The organism is Thermoflavimicrobium daqui, assembly GCF_003313465.1.
Taxonomy (GTDB): Bacteria; Bacillota; Bacilli; order Thermoactinomycetales; family Thermoactinomycetaceae; genus Thermoflavimicrobium; species Thermoflavimicrobium daqui.
Map to the genome: position 1 here is coordinate 315,485 of NZ_KZ845665.1, position 17,718 is coordinate 333,202.

Here is a 17,718-nt window from a genome sequence, read left to right on the forward strand (position 1 = left end):
GAAATGATGAATCGTAAGGTTGTAAGTGCTTGTTTTACTGGGATACACTGTCGATATGATCAGAAGCATTGTTTAGTAAAAGAGATACAACAATTGGTAACAAGAGGTGAAGCAATTCCCATCTGCCCAGAACAGCTAGGTGGATTATCAACACCACGAAATCCTGCCGAGATCATAGGTGGCAATGGAGAAGATGTATTAGACGGCAAAGCACGTGTCATTGATAATCAAGGTAATGATGTAACTAAACAGTTTATTCATGGAGCATACGAAGCGTTAGCCATTGCTAAAACGATGGATGCAAAACAAGCCATACTTAAAGAATCGAGTCCTTCTTGTGGTAGTCACTATATCTACGATGGTACATTTCAAGGAAAAAAGCAACCTGGAATGGGAGTCACTGCTGCTCTTTTTCGGCGACACGGAATTGAAGTTATTTCAGAAAACAAGATAGAGATCGAATTGGATCACCCATCCCACAGATAGTTAAGATGATGGGAGTTTAACCCATAATTCAAGTATACTCGATTTCTTATATATAATGGTTGTATAAATTTCGTTACCCTTCTTTACTAACTTTTGATCCATTTTTATTTTGTTTTTTATAAGGGATTGTTTTAAATGATTAACCATAAAAAAGACAAGTCAACGGTGACTTGCCTTTTTTATGGAGATGGTATAGACGTTGAACAGGTCTGAACCTGTTGCATTAGCTTTTTATATTGATAGTACATGGCTAAGCGCCAAGGAAGGATCATTCCAAAAGCTAAGACGAAGAATATACCGGCTGTTTGAAAGATACTAATATGTTGCTCAATATAACCATGTAATGTAAAGCGTAAGATAAGTAAAGCAACCAATACTAAAACAAAAGCACGAGAATGCTTCAAATAAACTTGATTGTTTTTGATTTCTAATTGAGATGTTTTGATCAACGGAAGTGATAAAAAGAGAATACCTGCTAGAAAAGCAAGGCAAGCCCACCAAATTGGGATGTGAGTAGGTGGATAAAGAAACATTAAAAAGCCTGTACTCATTCCAAGTGGTGGCATAAGGATTTTCTTAGCAGAGGTAGGTTTTTTTGTAGCTCGTAAACGAAATACAAAAACAGTAACAGCCATGGTTAAGATGACGATAGGTATAATGACATGTAGATTAATTGGAAAAGTACCCATCTTCGATGCCTCCTTATTATATATCGTAACACTTATGATGTGTTGATAGTGCTGTAACAAGATACTTGACAGAAGCAAACAATTAAATGAAAATAATAGATATAATCTATTTTTACTTCCTAAAGTATTATTATACATAAACTCTCAGCGCTGAGTAAAAAAATAGGAAGTATATAAGCTAGGTAATTTACCCAGATTAAGTATATATCAAAGTGATGAAAAAGAAGAGTAGCATAGGGTAGCTGTTTCAGAGAATTGGCGGAAGGTGCAAGCCAATCAGCAACTTATGTGAATGGACTTTGGAGCTGCGTTCTGAACAGAAGAGTTTTTCTTATTAGGAATAGCCGGTGAATGGCCCGTTAGCCATGAGTGCATCTGATTTATACAGATGAACGAGGGTGGTACCGCGAGTAAGTTGACTCGTCCCTTTTTTGGGGACGAGTTTTTTATATGAAGAAAAAGTGTTATTGAAGGAGGAATATAGATGGTACGTGTATTTTCTGGAGCACAACCGACTGGGATTATTCATTTAGGTAATTACCTTGGTGCACTTAAACAATATGTCGATTTACAAAATGAGACAGATTGTTACTATTGTGTAGTGAATATGCATGCCCTTACGATCCCGCGTGACCCACAAGAATTAAAGGAGAAAACACTTGATGTAGCTGCAATTTATTTAGCGATTGGGTTAGATCCGAAGAAGGCAACTTTATTTGTACAATCTCAAGTTCCCGCTCACACTGAAGCAGCATGGTTATTACAATGTATTTCCCGTGTAGGTGAATTAAGTCGGATGGTACAGTTTAAAGAAAAGAGTAAAGGATCGGCAGAATCAGCCGGAGTAGGGCTATTTACTTATCCTATACTGCAAGCTGCTGATATCTTATTGTATCAAGCAGAAAAGGTACCTGTTGGGGAAGATCAAAGACAACATATTGAGCTAACACGTGATATCGCAGAACGCTTCAACCGAGACTATGGTGAAGTATTTACTTTACCAGAAATTTTAGTACCAAAAGTAGGTGCCAAAATTATGGCTTTAGATGAGCCTACAAAAAAGATGAGTAAGAGTGCAGAGAGTAAATGGAATAGTATTGCTCTTTTAGATGACCCCAAATTAATTGAGAAGAAATTAAAGCGTGCAGTCACAGACTCCGAAAATCAAGTGCGTTATGATCTGGAAACCAAACCTGGTGTAAGTAATTTGCTAACAATCTATAGTACTTTTAGTGGTATATCGATTCGTGAATTAGAGCGCAAGTATGAAGGACTAGGCTATGGCCAGTTTAAGAAAGACTTAATTGAAGTGACGATTGATTATTTGCGTCCAATTCAAGAGCGATTCCAAGAAATTCGTCATTCGGGCTATGTGGAAGAAGTGCTTAAAGATGGTGCTGAAAAAGCCAATCAAGTAGCCAATGAAACGTTAAGTAAAATGCGACAAGCAATGGGAATCATACAATTGTAAATGAATATTATATGGGATGAACAAGACTTTTCTAAAACGAACCTATCTATAGAAAAGTCTTGTTCATTTTAATAGTGATCTTCGTTATACTTGTAGAATGGCTATATTTAAATGATCAAGAAACAAAAGACATTGGAACGTGTAAAGCAATGCTTTTGTTTTCTTCTCCTTTAGATAATTAATCAATATATTAATTGATTAATTATCTAATATAGCTAGTATATTGAGTGTGTTGCATCATTCGATTAAAGCCTAGATGATGATTCCTTGAACTAGTATGCATTGCTTCAAATGCCCTCTTACAAGACGCAAACTTCTACAAATGGAACTTAAAGTAGCAGAAAGCGATGGACAAGCAGTTAACTCGTGCTTGTATAACCTCTAAGGGGGAGGAAACATTAGAAAAGAGCAAACGAGAGCTCAGATAATATACTTTTCTAGGACATACTTCAGCACTTAATTCACTTAAGTTATTTTTAATCAAACATATCGGAGGAAAGGGAGAAATGAATTCCTATCAACGTAAAATAACAGCCGCTCTACTTATCGCTACTTTTCTGTCTGCGATAGAAGGAACCATTATTAGTACAGCAATGCCGACTATTGTAAAAAAGTTAGGGGGTATGGAGCTGATTAGTTGGGTTTTTGCTGTATACCTTCTAACGTCAGCAGTTACAACCCCTATTTTTGGGAAATTAGCTGATCTATTTGGCAGAAAGAAAGTTTTTATGGTAGGTACTTCTCTATTTTTACTAGGATCTATATTGTGTGGACTTTCTCAAAGTATGATGCAGCTTATCTGGTTTCGTGCCCTTCAAGGAATTGGAGCTGGAGCTGTTGTTCCGATCACATTTACTATTATCGGAGATATTTTCACATTTGAACAGCGTGCGAAAGTTCAAGGATTATTTAGTTCTATTTGGGGAATAGCTGGTATTTTTGGTCCGTTAGTTGGCGGATTTTTTGTAGACTATGTAAGCTGGCATTGGATCTTTTTTATTAATGTTCCATTTGGACTAATATCTATATGGATTATAGGGAAGAACTTAATCGAAAAAATTGAAAAACGAGAACGAAAGATTGATTACGGTGGGGCAGTAACCTTTACGATTGGGACAACAGCGTTACTTTATGCGCTTCTATCTGGTGGAAATGAATTCGCTTGGAACTCTACCATAATCTACTTACTATTTGCTGTTGCTGTTCTATTTCTTTTAATCTTTTTTCTTATTCAGATACGACACCCAGAGCCTATGATACCCATTCAGTTGTTTCGTTATCGTGAGGTGCTGGTTGCTAATTTGACCGCTTTTTTAGCGAGTGGTATTCTAATTGGGATAACAGCCTATCTTCCTTTATGGATTCAAGGTGTTCTTCTAAAGGGAGCCACTTTTTCAGGATTAATCTTGATGCCCATGTCTATTGGATGGCCAATTGGAGCTACGATCGGTAGTCGCTTATTGATCCGATTTGGTCCTAAACCTATTTCTCTTATGGGAGTCTTTTTGCTTACAGTTGGGACTTTTTCTTTGACTACGATAAGTATATCAACACCTAGTTGGGTTATCCTTTTCATCATATTTGTGATTGGACTTGGATTTGGATTATCGATGACGACTTTTACTATTGTTGTTCAATCTGCTGTAGATTGGAATCTGCGCGGAGTAGCTACATCTTCCAATACATTTCTTCGAACTTTAGGACAAACATTGGGAGTTGCTTTGTTAGGTACATTCTTAAATCAACATATCGGTCATGTAGGAGGACAAGCACCGCCAGCCGTTCTCTCTATTGGACTTCATGGAGTATTTGTTATATTAGCTGGATTAGCCGTCTTAAGTTTTCTGGTTACATTTTTGATTCCTAACCATAAACCAGATCATTATCAAAGTAAGGTCTCTTAATGAGTTTATATTTGATCGCGTATGTTTATTAATTTCTTAAATATAGGAATAAGAATAAAAAAATAAGGAATGAGAAAAGGGATGAATGGAAAAATAGCGATCGTAACAGGCGCAAGTAGAGGAATTGGTGCTGCAACAGCAAGGATTTTAGCTGAACGCGGAGCAAAAGTAGTCGTGAATTATGCTAGAAGTGCAGCTGCAGCAGAAGATGTAGTGGAATTGATCCGGAAAAAGGGTGGAGAAGCAATCGCGATTCAAGCTGATGCTAGAAATAGGGAAGAAATGAGCAATCTTGTAGATCAGACTGTAAAAACATATGGAAGGATAGATATTCTCGTTCACAATGCTGGTATGAATTTTGTTCAGAAGTCATTTGAAGATATGACATGGGATGAATTTATACAAAAAACGAACGATGAATTGCAAGCAGCTTTTGTATCTACAAAAGTTGTATTGCCTTATATGAAGAAGCAAAGTTATGGAAAGCTCATTTATGTATCGAGTGGCTTAAGTAATCATCCAGGACCCCATTTCATTGCACATGGCACATCAAAAGGAGCTCTCAATAGTTTTGTCAAATATATTGCCCAAGAGCTAGGTAGTCAAGGTATTACAGCAAATGTTGTTTCACCCGGTATGGTAGAGACTGATGCGACAGCCTCTATACCTAAAGAATTTAAACAACAACAAGCGAGTTTTCTTCCACTTGGGCGAATTGCCCAACCCGATGATATTGCTAAAGCGATAGCTTTTTATGCTAGTGATGATAGTAGTTACATAACAGGAAGTTATCTACCAGTTAGTGGTGGAGGCGAAATGAACTAACTTTGAGTTAAAAAGTTTTGGTTCATTTATTTTGGAGGAAAGGAAAAGTTTTTCTATCAATTAAGGATGTAAGATCAGTAGAATATGTATGTCCTGTTTTATTTTTCTTTAGAAGCATGGACCTTATCCTTTAAAAGTAAATTTATCGGCTAAAGAGATAAAGCGGGAGATTATGCAATTTATTGGTCATGATATTTTATCAAGGAAAAAATAAAAGCGACCCATAAAAAGTGGGTCGTTTTTTATTAAGCATTGAATGCTTGAAATTTTTTGGTGAGACGGGATTTTTTACGTGCAGCAGCATTTTTATGAATAAGACCTTTAGTAACAGCTTTATCTAAAGTACGGTTAGCTACTTTAAGTAATTCTGCCGCTTGCTCTTTATTTTGATTGTCAACTGCTTGTAAGAATTTTTTCACAGCCGTACGCATAGCGGATTTTTGTGCAGCGCGGTGTGCGCGACGTTTTTCATTCGTTTTTGCACGTTTAATTGCGGATTTAATGTTTGCCATGATTTCACCTCCTACACTTCGATAAACGTATCCATGTGTGCAACACGGTTCATTTTAACATGGAGCCCCAGAAAAAGCAATAATACCAACATAGCGAATAAATGTCCTAAATTCAAGTCAAAATATGAGCAATATAAATGGAAGGAGTAGCACGGAATTGAATTCAGATATCAAGCGTGGGCCACTTGACTTAAGTCCATTTTCAATTCGAACTGATTTGGCACGTGAGGCACATGAAATTGCACAGAAGCGTCATGGTCAAGCAAGTCAAATCCCTGGTGTACGAATGGATGAGACACAGGAAGATGGAATTACGACAAGTTGGATTTGGATTGATGATGAGACAGGAGCCAAGGAAATGGGAAAGGTACCCGGTACTTATCTTACATTGGAAATCCCTGCACTTCGCTCTAAAGACTCGTTTTTACAGCACCGTGTTGCCCAGCATTTTGCGAATCAATTTTCTCGTTTTCTGGAGGAAGTAGGGATTCGCCCCAATGATTCTTGTTTACTTGTAGGATTAGGTAACTGGAATGTGACAGCAGATGCACTGGGGCCGCTAGTGATCCAGCACTCGATGGTTACACGCCATTTATTTAAATTGGCTCCAGATGAAGTATCTGATGGATATCGATCAGTGAGTGCACTTTCTCCAGGAGTGCTCGGAATTACAGGAATTGAAACGAGTGAAATTGTTCGAGGAGTTGTAGAAAAGTCAGAGCCCGACTTTGTGATCGCTTTTGACTCACTTGCTTCTCGTGCTTTATCTCGTGTAAATACAACCATCCAAATTGCCGATACAGGTATTAATCCGGGATCAGGAGTAGGGAATAGGCGTAAAGCTTTAACTAAGGAAACACTAGGTGTGCCAGTGCTTGCGGTCGGTATTCCAACCGTTGTGGATGCAGCAACGATTGCCTTAGATACCATAAATTTTTTGTTAGCCCATCTAAGTAGAGAGATGCAAGGAGTTCGTTCCAATCCATTAGACCCTTTTAATCGTGCGACAGTAAAAGAGCTTAACAAGCATACTGTCTCTGCCCAAGAGCGTAGTCATATGATGGGGTTAATTGGAGGACTCGATGAAAATGAGAAGCGTCAATTGATTCAAGAAGTATTACAACCACTTGGACAAAATTTAATTGTAACTCCTAAAGAGGTGGATTCATTTATAGAAGATATGGCTAAGTTAGTGGCGAATGGAATAAATTGTGCATTGCATGAATCTGTTTCATTAGATAATGCAACCACTCATTTGCATTAATGGATAAATAGATCTCATCAGTCGAAATGGGATGAATTAAACTCACATGGGGATGAATCAAGAGGTTGCGAGTCATCCCTTTTTTTATGATATACAGATTATCTGAGGATTAATCGTTGATATATATCGTGTTAATCCCTCTTTCGCTTTTACTTTTGGGTCAGACTCATCGGAACTTGCCATCCCTCTTGAATCATTCGAATCGCTATTTTTGCGATATTTCTTGCATCATCAATCCCTCGATGATGGGTTCCGTCCAGAGGAAGATCATGATGCATTAGTGCCCCTTTCATTCCGAGTGGCCGGCGAAGTTGATAAAAGGAAGCATGTTCATGTTTTAAACTAAAATGGTCTGATTGAAAAGGATATGGGACTTGAGAGGAAGTACAAGCATGAACAAACTGTTTTTTATCATAATAGCCCCAAGAACAAAAGATAGATACAGTTTCGTTTTGTAATTGATTTAACTCTTTACATACGGTTTTTAAATCTTGGCCTTGATCTACTTGCTCTTGAGAGATGCTGGTTAATTGTTTACAAAAACCACTTAAGATAGGAAAGCGAGTCGGCTTTACAAAACGCTGATATTCCCTGACGATTTTTAATCTCTCGATATCTAATATAACAGCACCTACTTCAATAATTTCGGAAATAAAGTGAGGAGGTTGTTCGCTCTTTCTTTCATAGCAAGTTGATTCAAGATCAATGATTAGTAAATGATTCATATGTTAGCCTCCGAAATATTCATGATTACTCAAAATGATACCACAAATTGTTTTTATATTTTAATTTACTCTATCACTTCTATTAGGGATATGAATAGAAAGTCATAAAGCCTTATCTACTCTTTCTGTTATTTATGTTCTAACTCTCTTAAACTCCTCATAAGGTAAGATTAAAGATTACTAGAGGAGGCTGGCAATGCGGAATCGAGTTCGTGGATTTACAATTTTTAATTTATCCAAGCCGCATATCCGTAAGGTATTTGTGTTCCTTCTGATTAGTACTGCTTTAACGTTTGCGATGGTAGGAACTTTTGCTATGTTTCAAGCCAAGACAACGATTCGCTCTTCTAGTTTAGGAAGAGTTACAACACATATACAAACGAAAACATTGATTTTATTAATGGGACAAGTACTTCCTTATTTACGTGAAGGAGAAAACATAGCTAAACAAGATAATCTTTTTACACAGTTATTTTTTGAAGTGATAGCAAGTATTAATCCACGAGATCCTCGTACTTTTTTAGGTAGAGAATTGCCTTTGTTTACCCTTTTTGATGCTGAAATTGACTTGGCTAGTGCGGATGTTGACTATACTTCCATACCGATTGAATCTCCACCGCCTCCAGAGCTTGAAAGAGAAATTATACGTGGAGTCAATCAAGCACAATGGGATCAAAAACAACAAGAAGATGCGATTGAAGGGCCACGCTTAAAACAAATATTCATTTATCATACACACTTTTGGGAATCGTATTTACCCGAACTCAACGAGAAAAATCCAAATCGTGCCAATAGTGTAAAAACCAATATTATGCGTGTCGGAAAGCATATGGCAAATCATTTAAATCGCATGGGTGTAGGCGCGATAGTAGCAGACAAGCTACCACGCTCTGGCTGGGTGGGTGCTTATAGTCATTCTCGCAGTTTGGCAGTTAGTATGATGAAAAAGTATAACGATATTCATTATCTAATCGATATTCATCGTGATTCGAGACGGCGTGCTCAAACAACGATTGATATTAACGGTAAAACATATGCTCGATTAGCTTTTGTGGTAGGAGAAGCAAGTAAAAACTTTGAGAAAAACCGGCAATTGGCTCGCGAGATGCACATCAAAATTAATCAATTATATCCTGGACTATCTCGTGGAGTTATTACTAAAAAAAGAGCAAATGGAAACAATGGTGAGTATAATCAATCCCTCTCACCGAATAGTATGTTAGTAGAAGTAGGCGGAGTTGACAATGATTTTAAAGAAGCCTTTCGATCAATTGAAGTATTGGCACAAGTGCTAGGTGAAAAGATCCAGCAAGCTACTCCGGTATCAACAAAAGGAGAATAGGCGAGGTATCAAGATGAGTTGGTCATTTAAAGTGGGGATCGTGATAACTTTTTTTATATTAGGTGTCGTCTTGGGCATCAATGTTGCTGAGAAAAATATGCAGAAGATGAGAGGAGTAGAAGGTGCACCACGGGCGATTCAAGTGACACCTGTTAATGGAAAGGTGGAGATTGCTGTTTTAGGAGAAGTTTTACAAACAACAAACCCTATTAAGCAGGTAGAGTCAAAACCAAAAAAAGTTGATACAATTAGGCAAGTATCTACTGAAAAGCAAAGCTGGCTCTCCCAAATTGGCGATGGGATTAGTTCGGGGCTAAAGGTGACGACCCGGTTTATCATGGATGTTTTTCTTGGATCGATATTAAATTAAATAGGATGGGATGATTGAATCGTTAGCTGGGGATGATCGATAAGTTACCTAGAGTCCAAAAGGTCATCCCTTTTGATATAAAGTCAAATAATTAGGAATATTTTTTTAGAAAATATTGACTTTTATATGAGTTATATATTAAAATTAGTTTAACAACAAATAATATTAATAATATATTGAATGGCGGTGGGTTAAATGTTGTGCACTCCTCGTCCCCCTTTTCGAGGTCCTAATTGGTGGAAGATCCTTTTTAAGCATCGTAGAAAATATCTAAAAGGATTCAAATGGGTAAAAGGTAAAATAATAAAATAAAACCCAAACTCCCGCCCACATTAACTACGCTCTAATTATCTATGCGGAATTTTGCCGCATACTTTAAATGATAAGCGATAATTTTAAGATCGATGGGCTGGTCAACTACTAAGGTAAGATGCGTAATCTCTTATTTAATCGATGTGAAATATGGATTGTAAAAAATACCTATCCCTAAAAATCGTCTACGATTAGGGATAGGTATTTTTTAAAAAGCTTTTACCACTTTAAGAGAAAAGTTGATTCTAAACCGATTGGCGGAAAAAAAAGAGGGGATTTTTCGCCCCTCTTTTTTGTTTTGGCTCATAAAATAGCTTTTTCTATAAGTAGATTGAAGGGACTCCTCCATCCTGTTATAATTAAGCAATGCAGTCTTGCTTTGTTCGGGAGGAATTTAACGGATGGATAAACGCGAAAGACAGAAGATGATCCGTAATTTTTCAATCATTGCCCATATTGATCACGGTAAATCTACTCTGGCGGACCGGATCTTGGAGTATACTGGGGCACTCACAGAACGTGAAATGACGGATCAATTTTTGGATAAAATGGAACTGGAAAAAGAGCGTGGGATTACGATTAAATTGCAATCAGTCCGGCTCAAATATAAGGCCAAAGATGGTCAAGAATATATTTTAAACTTGATTGATACACCCGGTCATGTAGACTTTGCTTATGAAGTTTCTCGTAGCTTACAGGCTTGTGAGGGTGCTTTGTTGGTGGTCGATGCAGCGCAAGGTGTAGAAGCGCAGACACTTGCGAATGTGTACCTTGCCTTGGAAAATGAGCTGGAGATTCTACCGGTTATTAATAAAATTGACTTACCCAGTGCAGAGCCAGAAAGAGTTAAGCAAGAGGTTGAAGATGTAATTGGGCTTGATGCTAGTGAAGCTGTCTTGGCTTCAGCTAAAGCTGGAATTGGGATTGAAGAAATATTAGAGCAAGTGGTAGAAAAGGTTCCTGCACCGACTGGAGATCCTGATGCTCCCCTTCGTGCTTTGATTTTTGACTCCCTGTATGATTCATATAAGGGCGTTATCGTTTATATGCGAGTGGTTGAAGGAAGCGTTCGCAAAGGTATGAAAATTAAAATGATGTCCACGGGCAAAACATTTGAAGTGACTGAGGTCGGCGCATATGCACCTCATCCCGTTTTAGTAGATGAGTTGTCTGTAGGGGAAGTTGGCTTCATTGTAGCAAGTATTAAAAATGTAAAAGATACGCGAGTAGGTGATACCATCACAGATGCGGATCGTCCTGCTAGCGAGCCTTTACCTGGTTATCGAAAGACTACTCCAATGGTATTCTGCGGACTCTATCCTGTCGATTCATCGGATTATGATGATTTAAGAGAAGCCTTGGAAAAGTTAGAGCTAAATGATGCTTCGCTTACGTATGAAGCTGAAACCTCTTCGGCACTAGGCTTTGGTTTTCGCTGTGGATTTTTAGGACTGCTTCATATGGAAATTATCCAAGAGCGGATTGAACGGGAATTTGGTATTCCGCTTATCACAACGGCACCTAGTGTTGTATATAAGGTATATTTAACCGATGAAACTGTACTGGAGATTGAAAATCCAACATTAATGCCCCCACAGCAAAAGATTGATCATGTAGAAGAACCTTATGTACGAGCAAGCATCATGGTACCTAATGATTTTGTGGGAGCTGTGATGGAGCTTTGTCAGAGCAAACGTGGTCAATATATCGATATGAAATATTTAGATACTCATCGTGTCAACTTAATTTATGAACTACCATTAGCAGAGATTGTGTATGACTTCTTCGACTTATTAAAATCGGGTACGAAAGGTTATGCTTCACTGGATTACGAGTTAATTGGTTATAAAACATCGAATTTGGTAAAAATGGATATTTTACTTAATGGTGAAGTTGTTGATGCTCTTTCTTTTATTGTTCACAAGGATCGGGCATATTATCGAGGACGTGCTTTAGTAGAAAAGCTAAAGAAACTAATTCCACGGCAAATGTTTGAAATACCAGTGCAAGCAGCGATTGGAAATAAAGTAGTCGCCCGAGAAACGATTAAAGCCATGCGCAAAAACGTTCTCGCCAAGTGTTATGGAGGGGACATTAGCCGGAAGCGTAAACTTCTTGAGAAGCAAAAAGAAGGGAAAAAGCGGATGAAGAGCGTAGGTAGTGTTGAAGTTCCTCAAGAAGCGTTTATGGCAGTTCTACGAGTCGATGATGAAAAGTAAACCATCTAATATACATGGGATTAATGAAGGCCGTGAACGTTTTTCGTTCATGGCTTTTATCAAATATGGAGGGAACTATCTTGGCACCCAAAGCAGTTTATATTCACATTCCTTTTTGTACAAATAAATGTCATTACTGTGATTTTACAGCCTATGTTGTAGATGGGCAGCCAGTCGATGATTATATAACCGCATTAGAGCAAGAAATGGAGTTAATTACAAGAGAAGTACCACCCAAAGAAATTGATACGATTTTTATTGGTGGAGGAACACCAACAGTGCTTTCCCCTAAGCAAATGGAACGATTACTTACAAGTATTGCGAAATTTTTTCCACATCGTTCACCTACACTCGAATTTACGGTAGAAGCAAATCCAGGGACAACAGGAATGGAGTTACTTCAAGTCATGCGAGCAGGTGGTATTAACCGGATTAGTTTTGGTGCGCAAACGTTCCGTCATGACCTCCTTCAGAAAATCGGGCGGATTCACGGAGTAAGAGAAATCGAACAAAGTGTAGAACAGGCAAGACAGGCAGGATTTGATAATTTATCATTAGATTTGATGTTTGGTTTGCCTGATCAAACTGTTGATGATATGAAAGAGACACTAAGCGAAGCAGTAAAGTTAGCTCCAGATCATTTTTCATGTTATAGCTTGAAAATTGAAGAAGGGACTTTGTTTCATCACCTTTATGAGCGAGAACAATTGCCACTACCTTCAGAAGATGATGAGTTACAAATGTATAATTTGATTCGTAACCAACTTTATAAAGAAGGCTATGAACAATATGAAGTTAGTAATTTTGCAAAGCCAGGAAAAGAGAGTAAGCATAACACTGTCTATTGGTTAAATGAAGAGTATTATGGACTAGGTACAGGTGCGCATGGATATATCCATAAGGTTCGTTATGCGAATATCAAAGGAGTAAAAGAATATATCCGAAAGCTTCAAGAGCAAAAACGTCCAATGCAGGAAAGTTATCAAGTAAGTGAGCGTGAGGATATGGAAAACTTTATGATCTTAGGCTTACGTTTGTTAAAAGGAGTAAGTCGTGCACGTTTCCATTCTTTATATCATAAATCGTTAGAAGAAGTATATGGATCAGTCATTGAGCATTTCGTACAACTTGGATTACTGGTTCGAAATCATGATCGAATTAAATTAACAGATAAAGGATTAATATATGGTAATGAAGTATTTGCTTCTTTTCTTATATGAACATTGACATCAATACAACCGTTTGATAATTTAAATATAGTATTTTAGCACTCGCATATAATGAGTGCTAACAAGGAGGGAGGCAGATGTTAACTGAGCGGCAAAAGCGTATTCTCTGGGCGATCATTAATAATTATATTGTTTCCGCTGAACCGGTTGGTTCGCGCACCGTTTCTAAAAAAGAGGGCGTAGGATTTAGTGCAGCTACTGTGCGGAATGAGATGGCTGACTTAGAAGAGATGGGCTATTTGGAACAACCGCATACATCTGCCGGACGAATTCCTTCGCAAAAGGGATATCGTTTCTATGTTGATCACTTACTTATGCCGCAAAAGTGGACGTCGTCCGATCTTTTGTCTTTTCAGCAACTGTTTTCACAAAATATTGATCGAGTAGAACTTGCAATTCAGCATACCTCTAATATTCTCTCACAATTAACAAATTATATGACCATTTGCTTAGGACCTCGAGTTTTTATAGATAGGTTAAATCACTTGCAAGTTGTACCGCTATCTGATCGCTCAGCGGTTTCTATTGCTGTAACGGATCGTGGATATGTTCAGCAACATCGGATTACACTTCCAGAAGATGTTTCTGTTTCTACGATCGAAAGATTGATTAATCTATTAAATCACCGCCTGAAAGGAATTTCACTATCTAAATTAAAGGCGACAGTTCACCAAGAACTTACCAATGAACTAAAACGATATATGGATCACTATGAGCAGACACTTGACTTGCTCGACCAAATCTTGCATATACACCACGAAGAACGTATTTATACTAGTGGCACTACACGCATGTTGGAGCAACCCGAATTTCAAGATGTAGCAAAGATGAAGATGTTATTAAATTTCTTGGAAGAGGATCAACGACTCATTCAATTACTTGAGCCAAATACAGATGGTGTACATGTACGGATTGGGGATGAAATCCATATGGAGGAAGTCAATCATTGCAGTATAATTACTACATCATATATGATAAATGGTGAACCTGTTGGTACGATTGGCGTTTTAGGGCCTACACGAATGGATTATCAAAGAGTAATTAGCTTAATTGATATTCTCACTCAATTTTTTTCACAACAATTGAGCTCGATGTATGAAGATGAGTAAATGGTATCAATCTTGTGGAGATTTTACATTAGAGTTTTCGGACGAATACTTACAAAGAATGAGATTTTATGTATGATGATATAGAAGTGAAAGATCAAGTGATTATATAATAGGTGATAAGACGATACTCTTGGAGTATCGGACAGCTTTTTGACTAATCAATCAAGCGTAATGAATAGGTACTTATTAGACGAAGTTATCATGTTAGAAAACAGACAATTGGTTCTAAAATAAAGACTAGACTATGAGGATTCTTTTTTACAAAATTGTAATTTAAAAGGTGGAAACAATTTATAAGAACAGGAGGAGGTTTGTGTGACTACAAAAAAAAGAAAGCGAAAGCGAATTAAGTTGGACTCTGAGAGCTTACAAACGAAAAATGCAATTGAGCAAGAAGAGCTGATTGAGCAAGAAGAGCTTGTTCAGACAGAAGCTGTACATAATGAGCAAATGAATAAGATTCCTACTATGGATGAAAGTAAGGATTTAGCTAGTATGAATGAGCTAGTTGATGAGCAAGGACATGAATTTGGAAACCAGCCTATTTTTGGTAGTGAGACGTTTAGTGAATCAGAAGAAGTTGAAACGGCTGAAGACATTGAAGTAAGTAATGAAGAAATTCAGAGTGAAGTGATTGTAGAATCAAGTGAAGATAAAATAAATGAGCTTGAGGAAGAGATTCATAGTCTTAAGCAGCAATTACTCGACTATGAACAATTAATGAATAACATCAATCAGCAACTAGCTGAAAAACATGAGCAATTACTTACGTCTCATGCAGAGTTGGAAAACTTCCGACGTCGAGCCAAGAAGGATCGAGAAGATGCACTTAAATATGCATCTGTACCGCTAATAGAATCCTTGTTACCAGTATTGGATAATTTTGAAAGAGCTTTGGATGCTGCTGATCAAACAAATGATGCAAGTGGGTTAAAACAAGGTGTAGAAATGGTCTATCGTCAATTTCTACAGGTACTTTCACAAGCAGGTTTAACCTTGATCGAAGCAGAAGGGAAACCATTTAATCCACATGAACACAATGCAGTGATGCAGGTCGAAAGTGATCAGTATGAACAAGGGATGGTAGTTGAAGAGTTACAGGCTGGCTATCGCTATAAAGAGCGTGTCATTCGCCCAAGTATGGTAAAAGTAAGTCATTAAAACATGTTATATGAATCAGGCAAGTTACCTTGTATCACCTAGATGAAAGAAGCGAATCGTACCATAAGGAATAATTCATTCTCACCTGAATTATTGTTCAGAGAGTGAATTCAAAAACGATAAGCGACTAATTTAGGGTAATCTTATTAAATTAACATTGAATATACAACTTGCTGGAGTGTATGTAGGAGGGAACTTTAAATGGGTAAAATTATTGGTATTGACCTAGGGACCACTAACTCTTGCGTGGCATTTATGGAAGGATCAGAAGCTGTGGTTATTCCTAACGCAGAAGGTGGGCGTACTACTCCATCTGTTGTTGGTTTTTCCAAAACAGGAGAACGTTTAGTTGGAGAAGCTGCGAAGCGCCAATCGATTACTAATCCAAATAAAACGATTGGCTCGATTAAAAGATATATTGGTACCAATCATAAAGTCAATATTGATGGTAAAGAGTATACTCCCCAAGAAATTTCTGCAATGATTTTACAAAAGCTCAAAGCAGATGCTGAAGCGTACTTAGGTGAAGAAGTAACACAAGCTGTAATTACTGTTCCAGCATACTTTAATGATAGCCAACGTCAAGCAACTAAAGATGCAGGAAGAATTGCTGGACTAGAAGTTTTAAGAATTATAAACGAACCGACTGCTGCTGCTCTTGCTTATGGACTAGGTAAGGAAGAATCACAAACCATTTTAGTTTTTGACTTAGGTGGGGGTACGTTTGACGTATCTATAATGGAAATGGAAGATGGCTTTTTCCAAGTTCAGGCAACGAGCGGAGATAATCATTTGGGTGGAGATGATTTTGACCAAGTGATTATCGACTATATGGTGGCAGAGTTTAAGAAAGAAAATGGTGTAGATTTAAGTAAAGATAGTATGGCTGTACAGCGTCTGAAAGATGCAGCTGAAAAAGCGAAAAAAGATTTATCTGGCGTATTAACTACAACGATTTCTCTCCCCTTCTTAACTCAAGTCGATGGAGTACCTAAACACTTAGAAATGAATTTAACTCGTGCAAAATTTGAAGAGTTAAGTGCAAACTTAATTGAGCGAACAATGGGACCAACACGTCAAGCTTTACAAGATGCTGGACTAAAACCCCAAGATATTGATAAAGTAATTCTTGTGGGTGGTTCAACTCGGATCCCTGCTGTCCAAGAAGCCATTAAAAAGCTGATTGGAAAGGAACCTTCAAAAGGTGTTAATCCAGATGAAGTTGTATCAATGGGTGCTGCTATTCAAGGTGGAGTGATCTCTAAAGATGTAAAAGATGTTGTACTTGTCGATGTAACACCATTATCTTTGGGAATCGAGACATTGGGTGGTGTATTTACGAAACTAATCGAGAGAAATACAGCCATTCCCGTAGAAAAGTCACAGGTATTTTCAACAGCTGCAGATAATCAAACAGTTGTAGATATTCATGTACTACAAGGTGAGCGACCCATGGCAAGAGATAATAAAACACTAGGTCGCTTCCAATTACGAGATATTCCACCAGCACCACGAGGTGTTCCTCAAATTGAAGTAACGTTTAAAATCGATGTGAATGGGATTGTTAATGTATCTGCAAAAGATAATGCTACAGGGAAAAGCCAAAATATTACTATTCAGTCTTCGAGCGGTTTAAGTGAAGAAGAAATTGAACGTATGGTTCGTGAAGCAGAGCTTAATGCAGAAGAAGACCAAAAACGTCAAGAGCAAGTGGAAGTACGTAATAAAGCAGATCAACTTATTTTTACAACTGAAAAGACCGTAAAAGAGCTTGAGGATAAAGTAAGCGCATCTGAGATTGAGCAAACTAATCAACTCAAAGAAGAATTACAAAAAGCATTGGAAGGCGAAGACTACGAATTAATTAAACAAAAAACGGAAAGTCTGGAACAGTCATTACAACAATTATCCATTAAACTTTATGAACAAGCTCAACAAGCAGCACAAGCTCAAGGAACAGGAAAATCTGACGATAGCGGAGAGCGGGTAGTAGACGCAGAATTTGAAGAAATTAAAGAGGATAGAAAATAAGGGGGAGAGTAAGGTCTCCTCGACAGAATGTCAAGCCAATGTCGGGGTTCGCCTTGACTTGGCTTGGCT

15 protein-coding genes and 1 other annotated feature are annotated in these 17,718 nt (G+C 37.8%); of the genes, 12 read left to right on the top strand and 3 right to left on the bottom strand.

What is annotated here, in order from left to right:
- Window positions 1–6 precede the first annotated feature (6 nt).
- Window positions 7–486: a 2-thiouracil desulfurase family protein gene (locus tag DL897_RS07070; RefSeq protein WP_476718218.1), complete on the top strand. Its 480-nt coding sequence runs from the start codon at window positions 7–9 to the stop codon at window positions 484–486.
- Window positions 487–665: 179 nt separating this feature from the next.
- On the opposite strand, the gene DL897_RS07075 is transcribed toward DL897_RS07070, so the two are convergent.
- Complete coding sequence (locus DL897_RS07075; protein WP_113658445.1) at window positions 666–1,175, bottom strand: CcdC family protein; 510 nt, start codon at window positions 1,173–1,175, stop codon at window positions 666–668.
- A gap of 206 nt (window positions 1,176–1,381) precedes the next feature.
- Window positions 1,382–1,606, top strand: a binding site (T-box leader).
- A 53-nt stretch (window positions 1,607–1,659) separates the two neighbouring features.
- Between DL897_RS07075 and trpS the strand changes: the two genes are divergently transcribed.
- The 3 genes from trpS (at window position 1,660) to DL897_RS07090 (ending at window position 5,375) form a co-directional block, all read left to right on the top strand.
- Entirely contained in the window at window positions 1,660–2,646 is a 987-nt protein-coding gene (trpS, locus tag DL897_RS07080; RefSeq protein WP_113658446.1) for a tryptophan--tRNA ligase, read from the top strand.
- A gap of 506 nt (window positions 2,647–3,152) precedes the next feature.
- Window positions 3,153–4,550 (top strand): MDR family MFS transporter, encoded by a 1,398-nt coding sequence (locus tag DL897_RS07085; RefSeq protein WP_113658447.1) that lies wholly within the window; start codon window positions 3,153–3,155, stop codon window positions 4,548–4,550.
- Between the two features lie 81 nt (window positions 4,551–4,631).
- Complete coding sequence (locus DL897_RS07090; RefSeq protein ID WP_113658448.1) at window positions 4,632–5,375, top strand: SDR family NAD(P)-dependent oxidoreductase; 744 nt, start codon at window positions 4,632–4,634, stop codon at window positions 5,373–5,375.
- A gap of 245 nt (window positions 5,376–5,620) precedes the next feature.
- Here DL897_RS07090 and rpsT read toward each other — a convergent pair whose 3' ends face one another.
- A complete protein-coding gene (gene rpsT, locus DL897_RS07095; RefSeq protein WP_113658449.1) occupies window positions 5,621–5,887 on the bottom strand; it encodes a 30S ribosomal protein S20 in 267 nt (88 codons plus the stop codon).
- A 124-nt stretch (window positions 5,888–6,011) separates the two neighbouring features.
- Here rpsT and gpr point away from each other — a divergent pair, with 124 nt between their 5' ends.
- Window positions 6,012–7,151: a GPR endopeptidase gene (gpr, locus tag DL897_RS07100; RefSeq protein WP_113658450.1), complete on the top strand. Its 1,140-nt coding sequence runs from the start codon at window positions 6,012–6,014 to the stop codon at window positions 7,149–7,151.
- A gap of 149 nt (window positions 7,152–7,300) precedes the next feature.
- Here the strand turns inward: gpr and DL897_RS07105 are convergent, their stop codons facing one another.
- On the bottom strand, window positions 7,301–7,876 hold the full coding sequence (locus DL897_RS07105; RefSeq protein WP_113658451.1) for a 3'-5' exonuclease: 576 nt from the start codon (window positions 7,874–7,876) through the stop codon (window positions 7,301–7,303).
- Between the two features lie 196 nt (window positions 7,877–8,072).
- On the opposite strand from DL897_RS07105, the gene spoIIP reads away from it, so the two are divergent.
- The 7 genes from spoIIP to dnaK all read left to right on the top strand — a co-directional run bounded on the left by spoIIP (window position 8,073) and on the right by dnaK (window position 17,649).
- The gene (spoIIP, locus tag DL897_RS07110) at window positions 8,073–9,218 is read left to right on the top strand and encodes a stage II sporulation protein P (protein WP_113658452.1); all 1,146 of its coding nucleotides are present in this window, start codon (window positions 8,073–8,075) and stop codon (window positions 9,216–9,218) included.
- 13 nt (window positions 9,219–9,231) lie between these two features.
- The gene (locus DL897_RS07115) at window positions 9,232–9,588 is read left to right on the top strand and encodes a DUF3679 domain-containing protein (RefSeq protein ID WP_113658453.1); all 357 of its coding nucleotides are present in this window, start codon (window positions 9,232–9,234) and stop codon (window positions 9,586–9,588) included.
- Between the two features lie 713 nt (window positions 9,589–10,301).
- Window positions 10,302–12,119, top strand: coding sequence for a translation elongation factor 4 (lepA, locus tag DL897_RS07120; protein WP_113658454.1), 1,818 nt, complete (start codon window positions 10,302–10,304; stop codon window positions 12,117–12,119).
- Window positions 12,120–12,184: 65 nt separating this feature from the next.
- Window positions 12,185–13,339 carry a radical SAM family heme chaperone HemW gene (gene hemW, locus DL897_RS07125; protein WP_113658659.1) on the top strand — a complete coding sequence of 385 codons (1,155 nt, stop codon included), beginning with the start codon at window positions 12,185–12,187 and terminating at the stop codon, window positions 13,337–13,339.
- 86 nt (window positions 13,340–13,425) lie between these two features.
- Window positions 13,426–14,457, top strand: coding sequence for a heat-inducible transcriptional repressor HrcA (hrcA, locus tag DL897_RS07130; RefSeq protein ID WP_113658455.1), 1,032 nt, complete (start codon window positions 13,426–13,428; stop codon window positions 14,455–14,457).
- A gap of 315 nt (window positions 14,458–14,772) precedes the next feature.
- Window positions 14,773–15,618, top strand: coding sequence for a nucleotide exchange factor GrpE (grpE, locus tag DL897_RS07135; protein WP_113658456.1), 846 nt, complete (start codon window positions 14,773–14,775; stop codon window positions 15,616–15,618).
- Between the two features lie 201 nt (window positions 15,619–15,819).
- Window positions 15,820–17,649: a molecular chaperone DnaK gene (gene dnaK, locus DL897_RS07140; RefSeq protein ID WP_113658457.1), complete on the top strand. Its 1,830-nt coding sequence runs from the start codon at window positions 15,820–15,822 to the stop codon at window positions 17,647–17,649.
- Window positions 17,650–17,718 lie beyond the last annotated feature (69 nt).

What these genes read in the sequence shown, in the direction of transcription:
- DL897_RS07070 (WP_476718218.1), top strand. Translation starts at nt 7, where the DNA reads ATGAATCGTAAGGTTGTAAGTGCTTGTTTTACTGGGATACACTGTCGA.
- DL897_RS07075 (WP_113658445.1), bottom strand. Translation starts at nt 1,175, where the DNA reads ATGGGTACTTTTCCAATTAATCTACATGTCATTATACCTATCGTCATC.
- trpS (WP_113658446.1), top strand. Translation starts at nt 1,660, where the DNA reads ATGGTACGTGTATTTTCTGGAGCACAACCGACTGGGATTATTCATTTA.
- DL897_RS07085 (WP_113658447.1), top strand. Translation starts at nt 3,153, where the DNA reads ATGAATTCCTATCAACGTAAAATAACAGCCGCTCTACTTATCGCTACT.
- DL897_RS07090 (WP_113658448.1), top strand. Translation starts at nt 4,632, where the DNA reads ATGAATGGAAAAATAGCGATCGTAACAGGCGCAAGTAGAGGAATTGGT.
- rpsT (WP_113658449.1), bottom strand. Translation starts at nt 5,887, where the DNA reads ATGGCAAACATTAAATCCGCAATTAAACGTGCAAAAACGAATGAAAAA.
- gpr (WP_113658450.1), top strand. Translation starts at nt 6,012, where the DNA reads ATGAGCAATATAAATGGAAGGAGTAGCACGGAATTGAATTCAGATATC.
- DL897_RS07105 (WP_113658451.1), bottom strand. Translation starts at nt 7,876, where the DNA reads ATGAATCATTTACTAATCATTGATCTTGAATCAACTTGCTATGAAAGA.
- spoIIP (WP_113658452.1), top strand. Translation starts at nt 8,073, where the DNA reads ATGCGGAATCGAGTTCGTGGATTTACAATTTTTAATTTATCCAAGCCG.
- DL897_RS07115 (WP_113658453.1), top strand. Translation starts at nt 9,232, where the DNA reads ATGAGTTGGTCATTTAAAGTGGGGATCGTGATAACTTTTTTTATATTA.
- lepA (WP_113658454.1), top strand. Translation starts at nt 10,302, where the DNA reads ATGGATAAACGCGAAAGACAGAAGATGATCCGTAATTTTTCAATCATT.
- hemW (WP_113658659.1), top strand. Translation starts at nt 12,185, where the DNA reads ATGGAGGGAACTATCTTGGCACCCAAAGCAGTTTATATTCACATTCCT.
- hrcA (WP_113658455.1), top strand. Translation starts at nt 13,426, where the DNA reads ATGTTAACTGAGCGGCAAAAGCGTATTCTCTGGGCGATCATTAATAAT.
- dnaK (WP_113658457.1), top strand. Translation starts at nt 15,820, where the DNA reads ATGGGTAAAATTATTGGTATTGACCTAGGGACCACTAACTCTTGCGTG.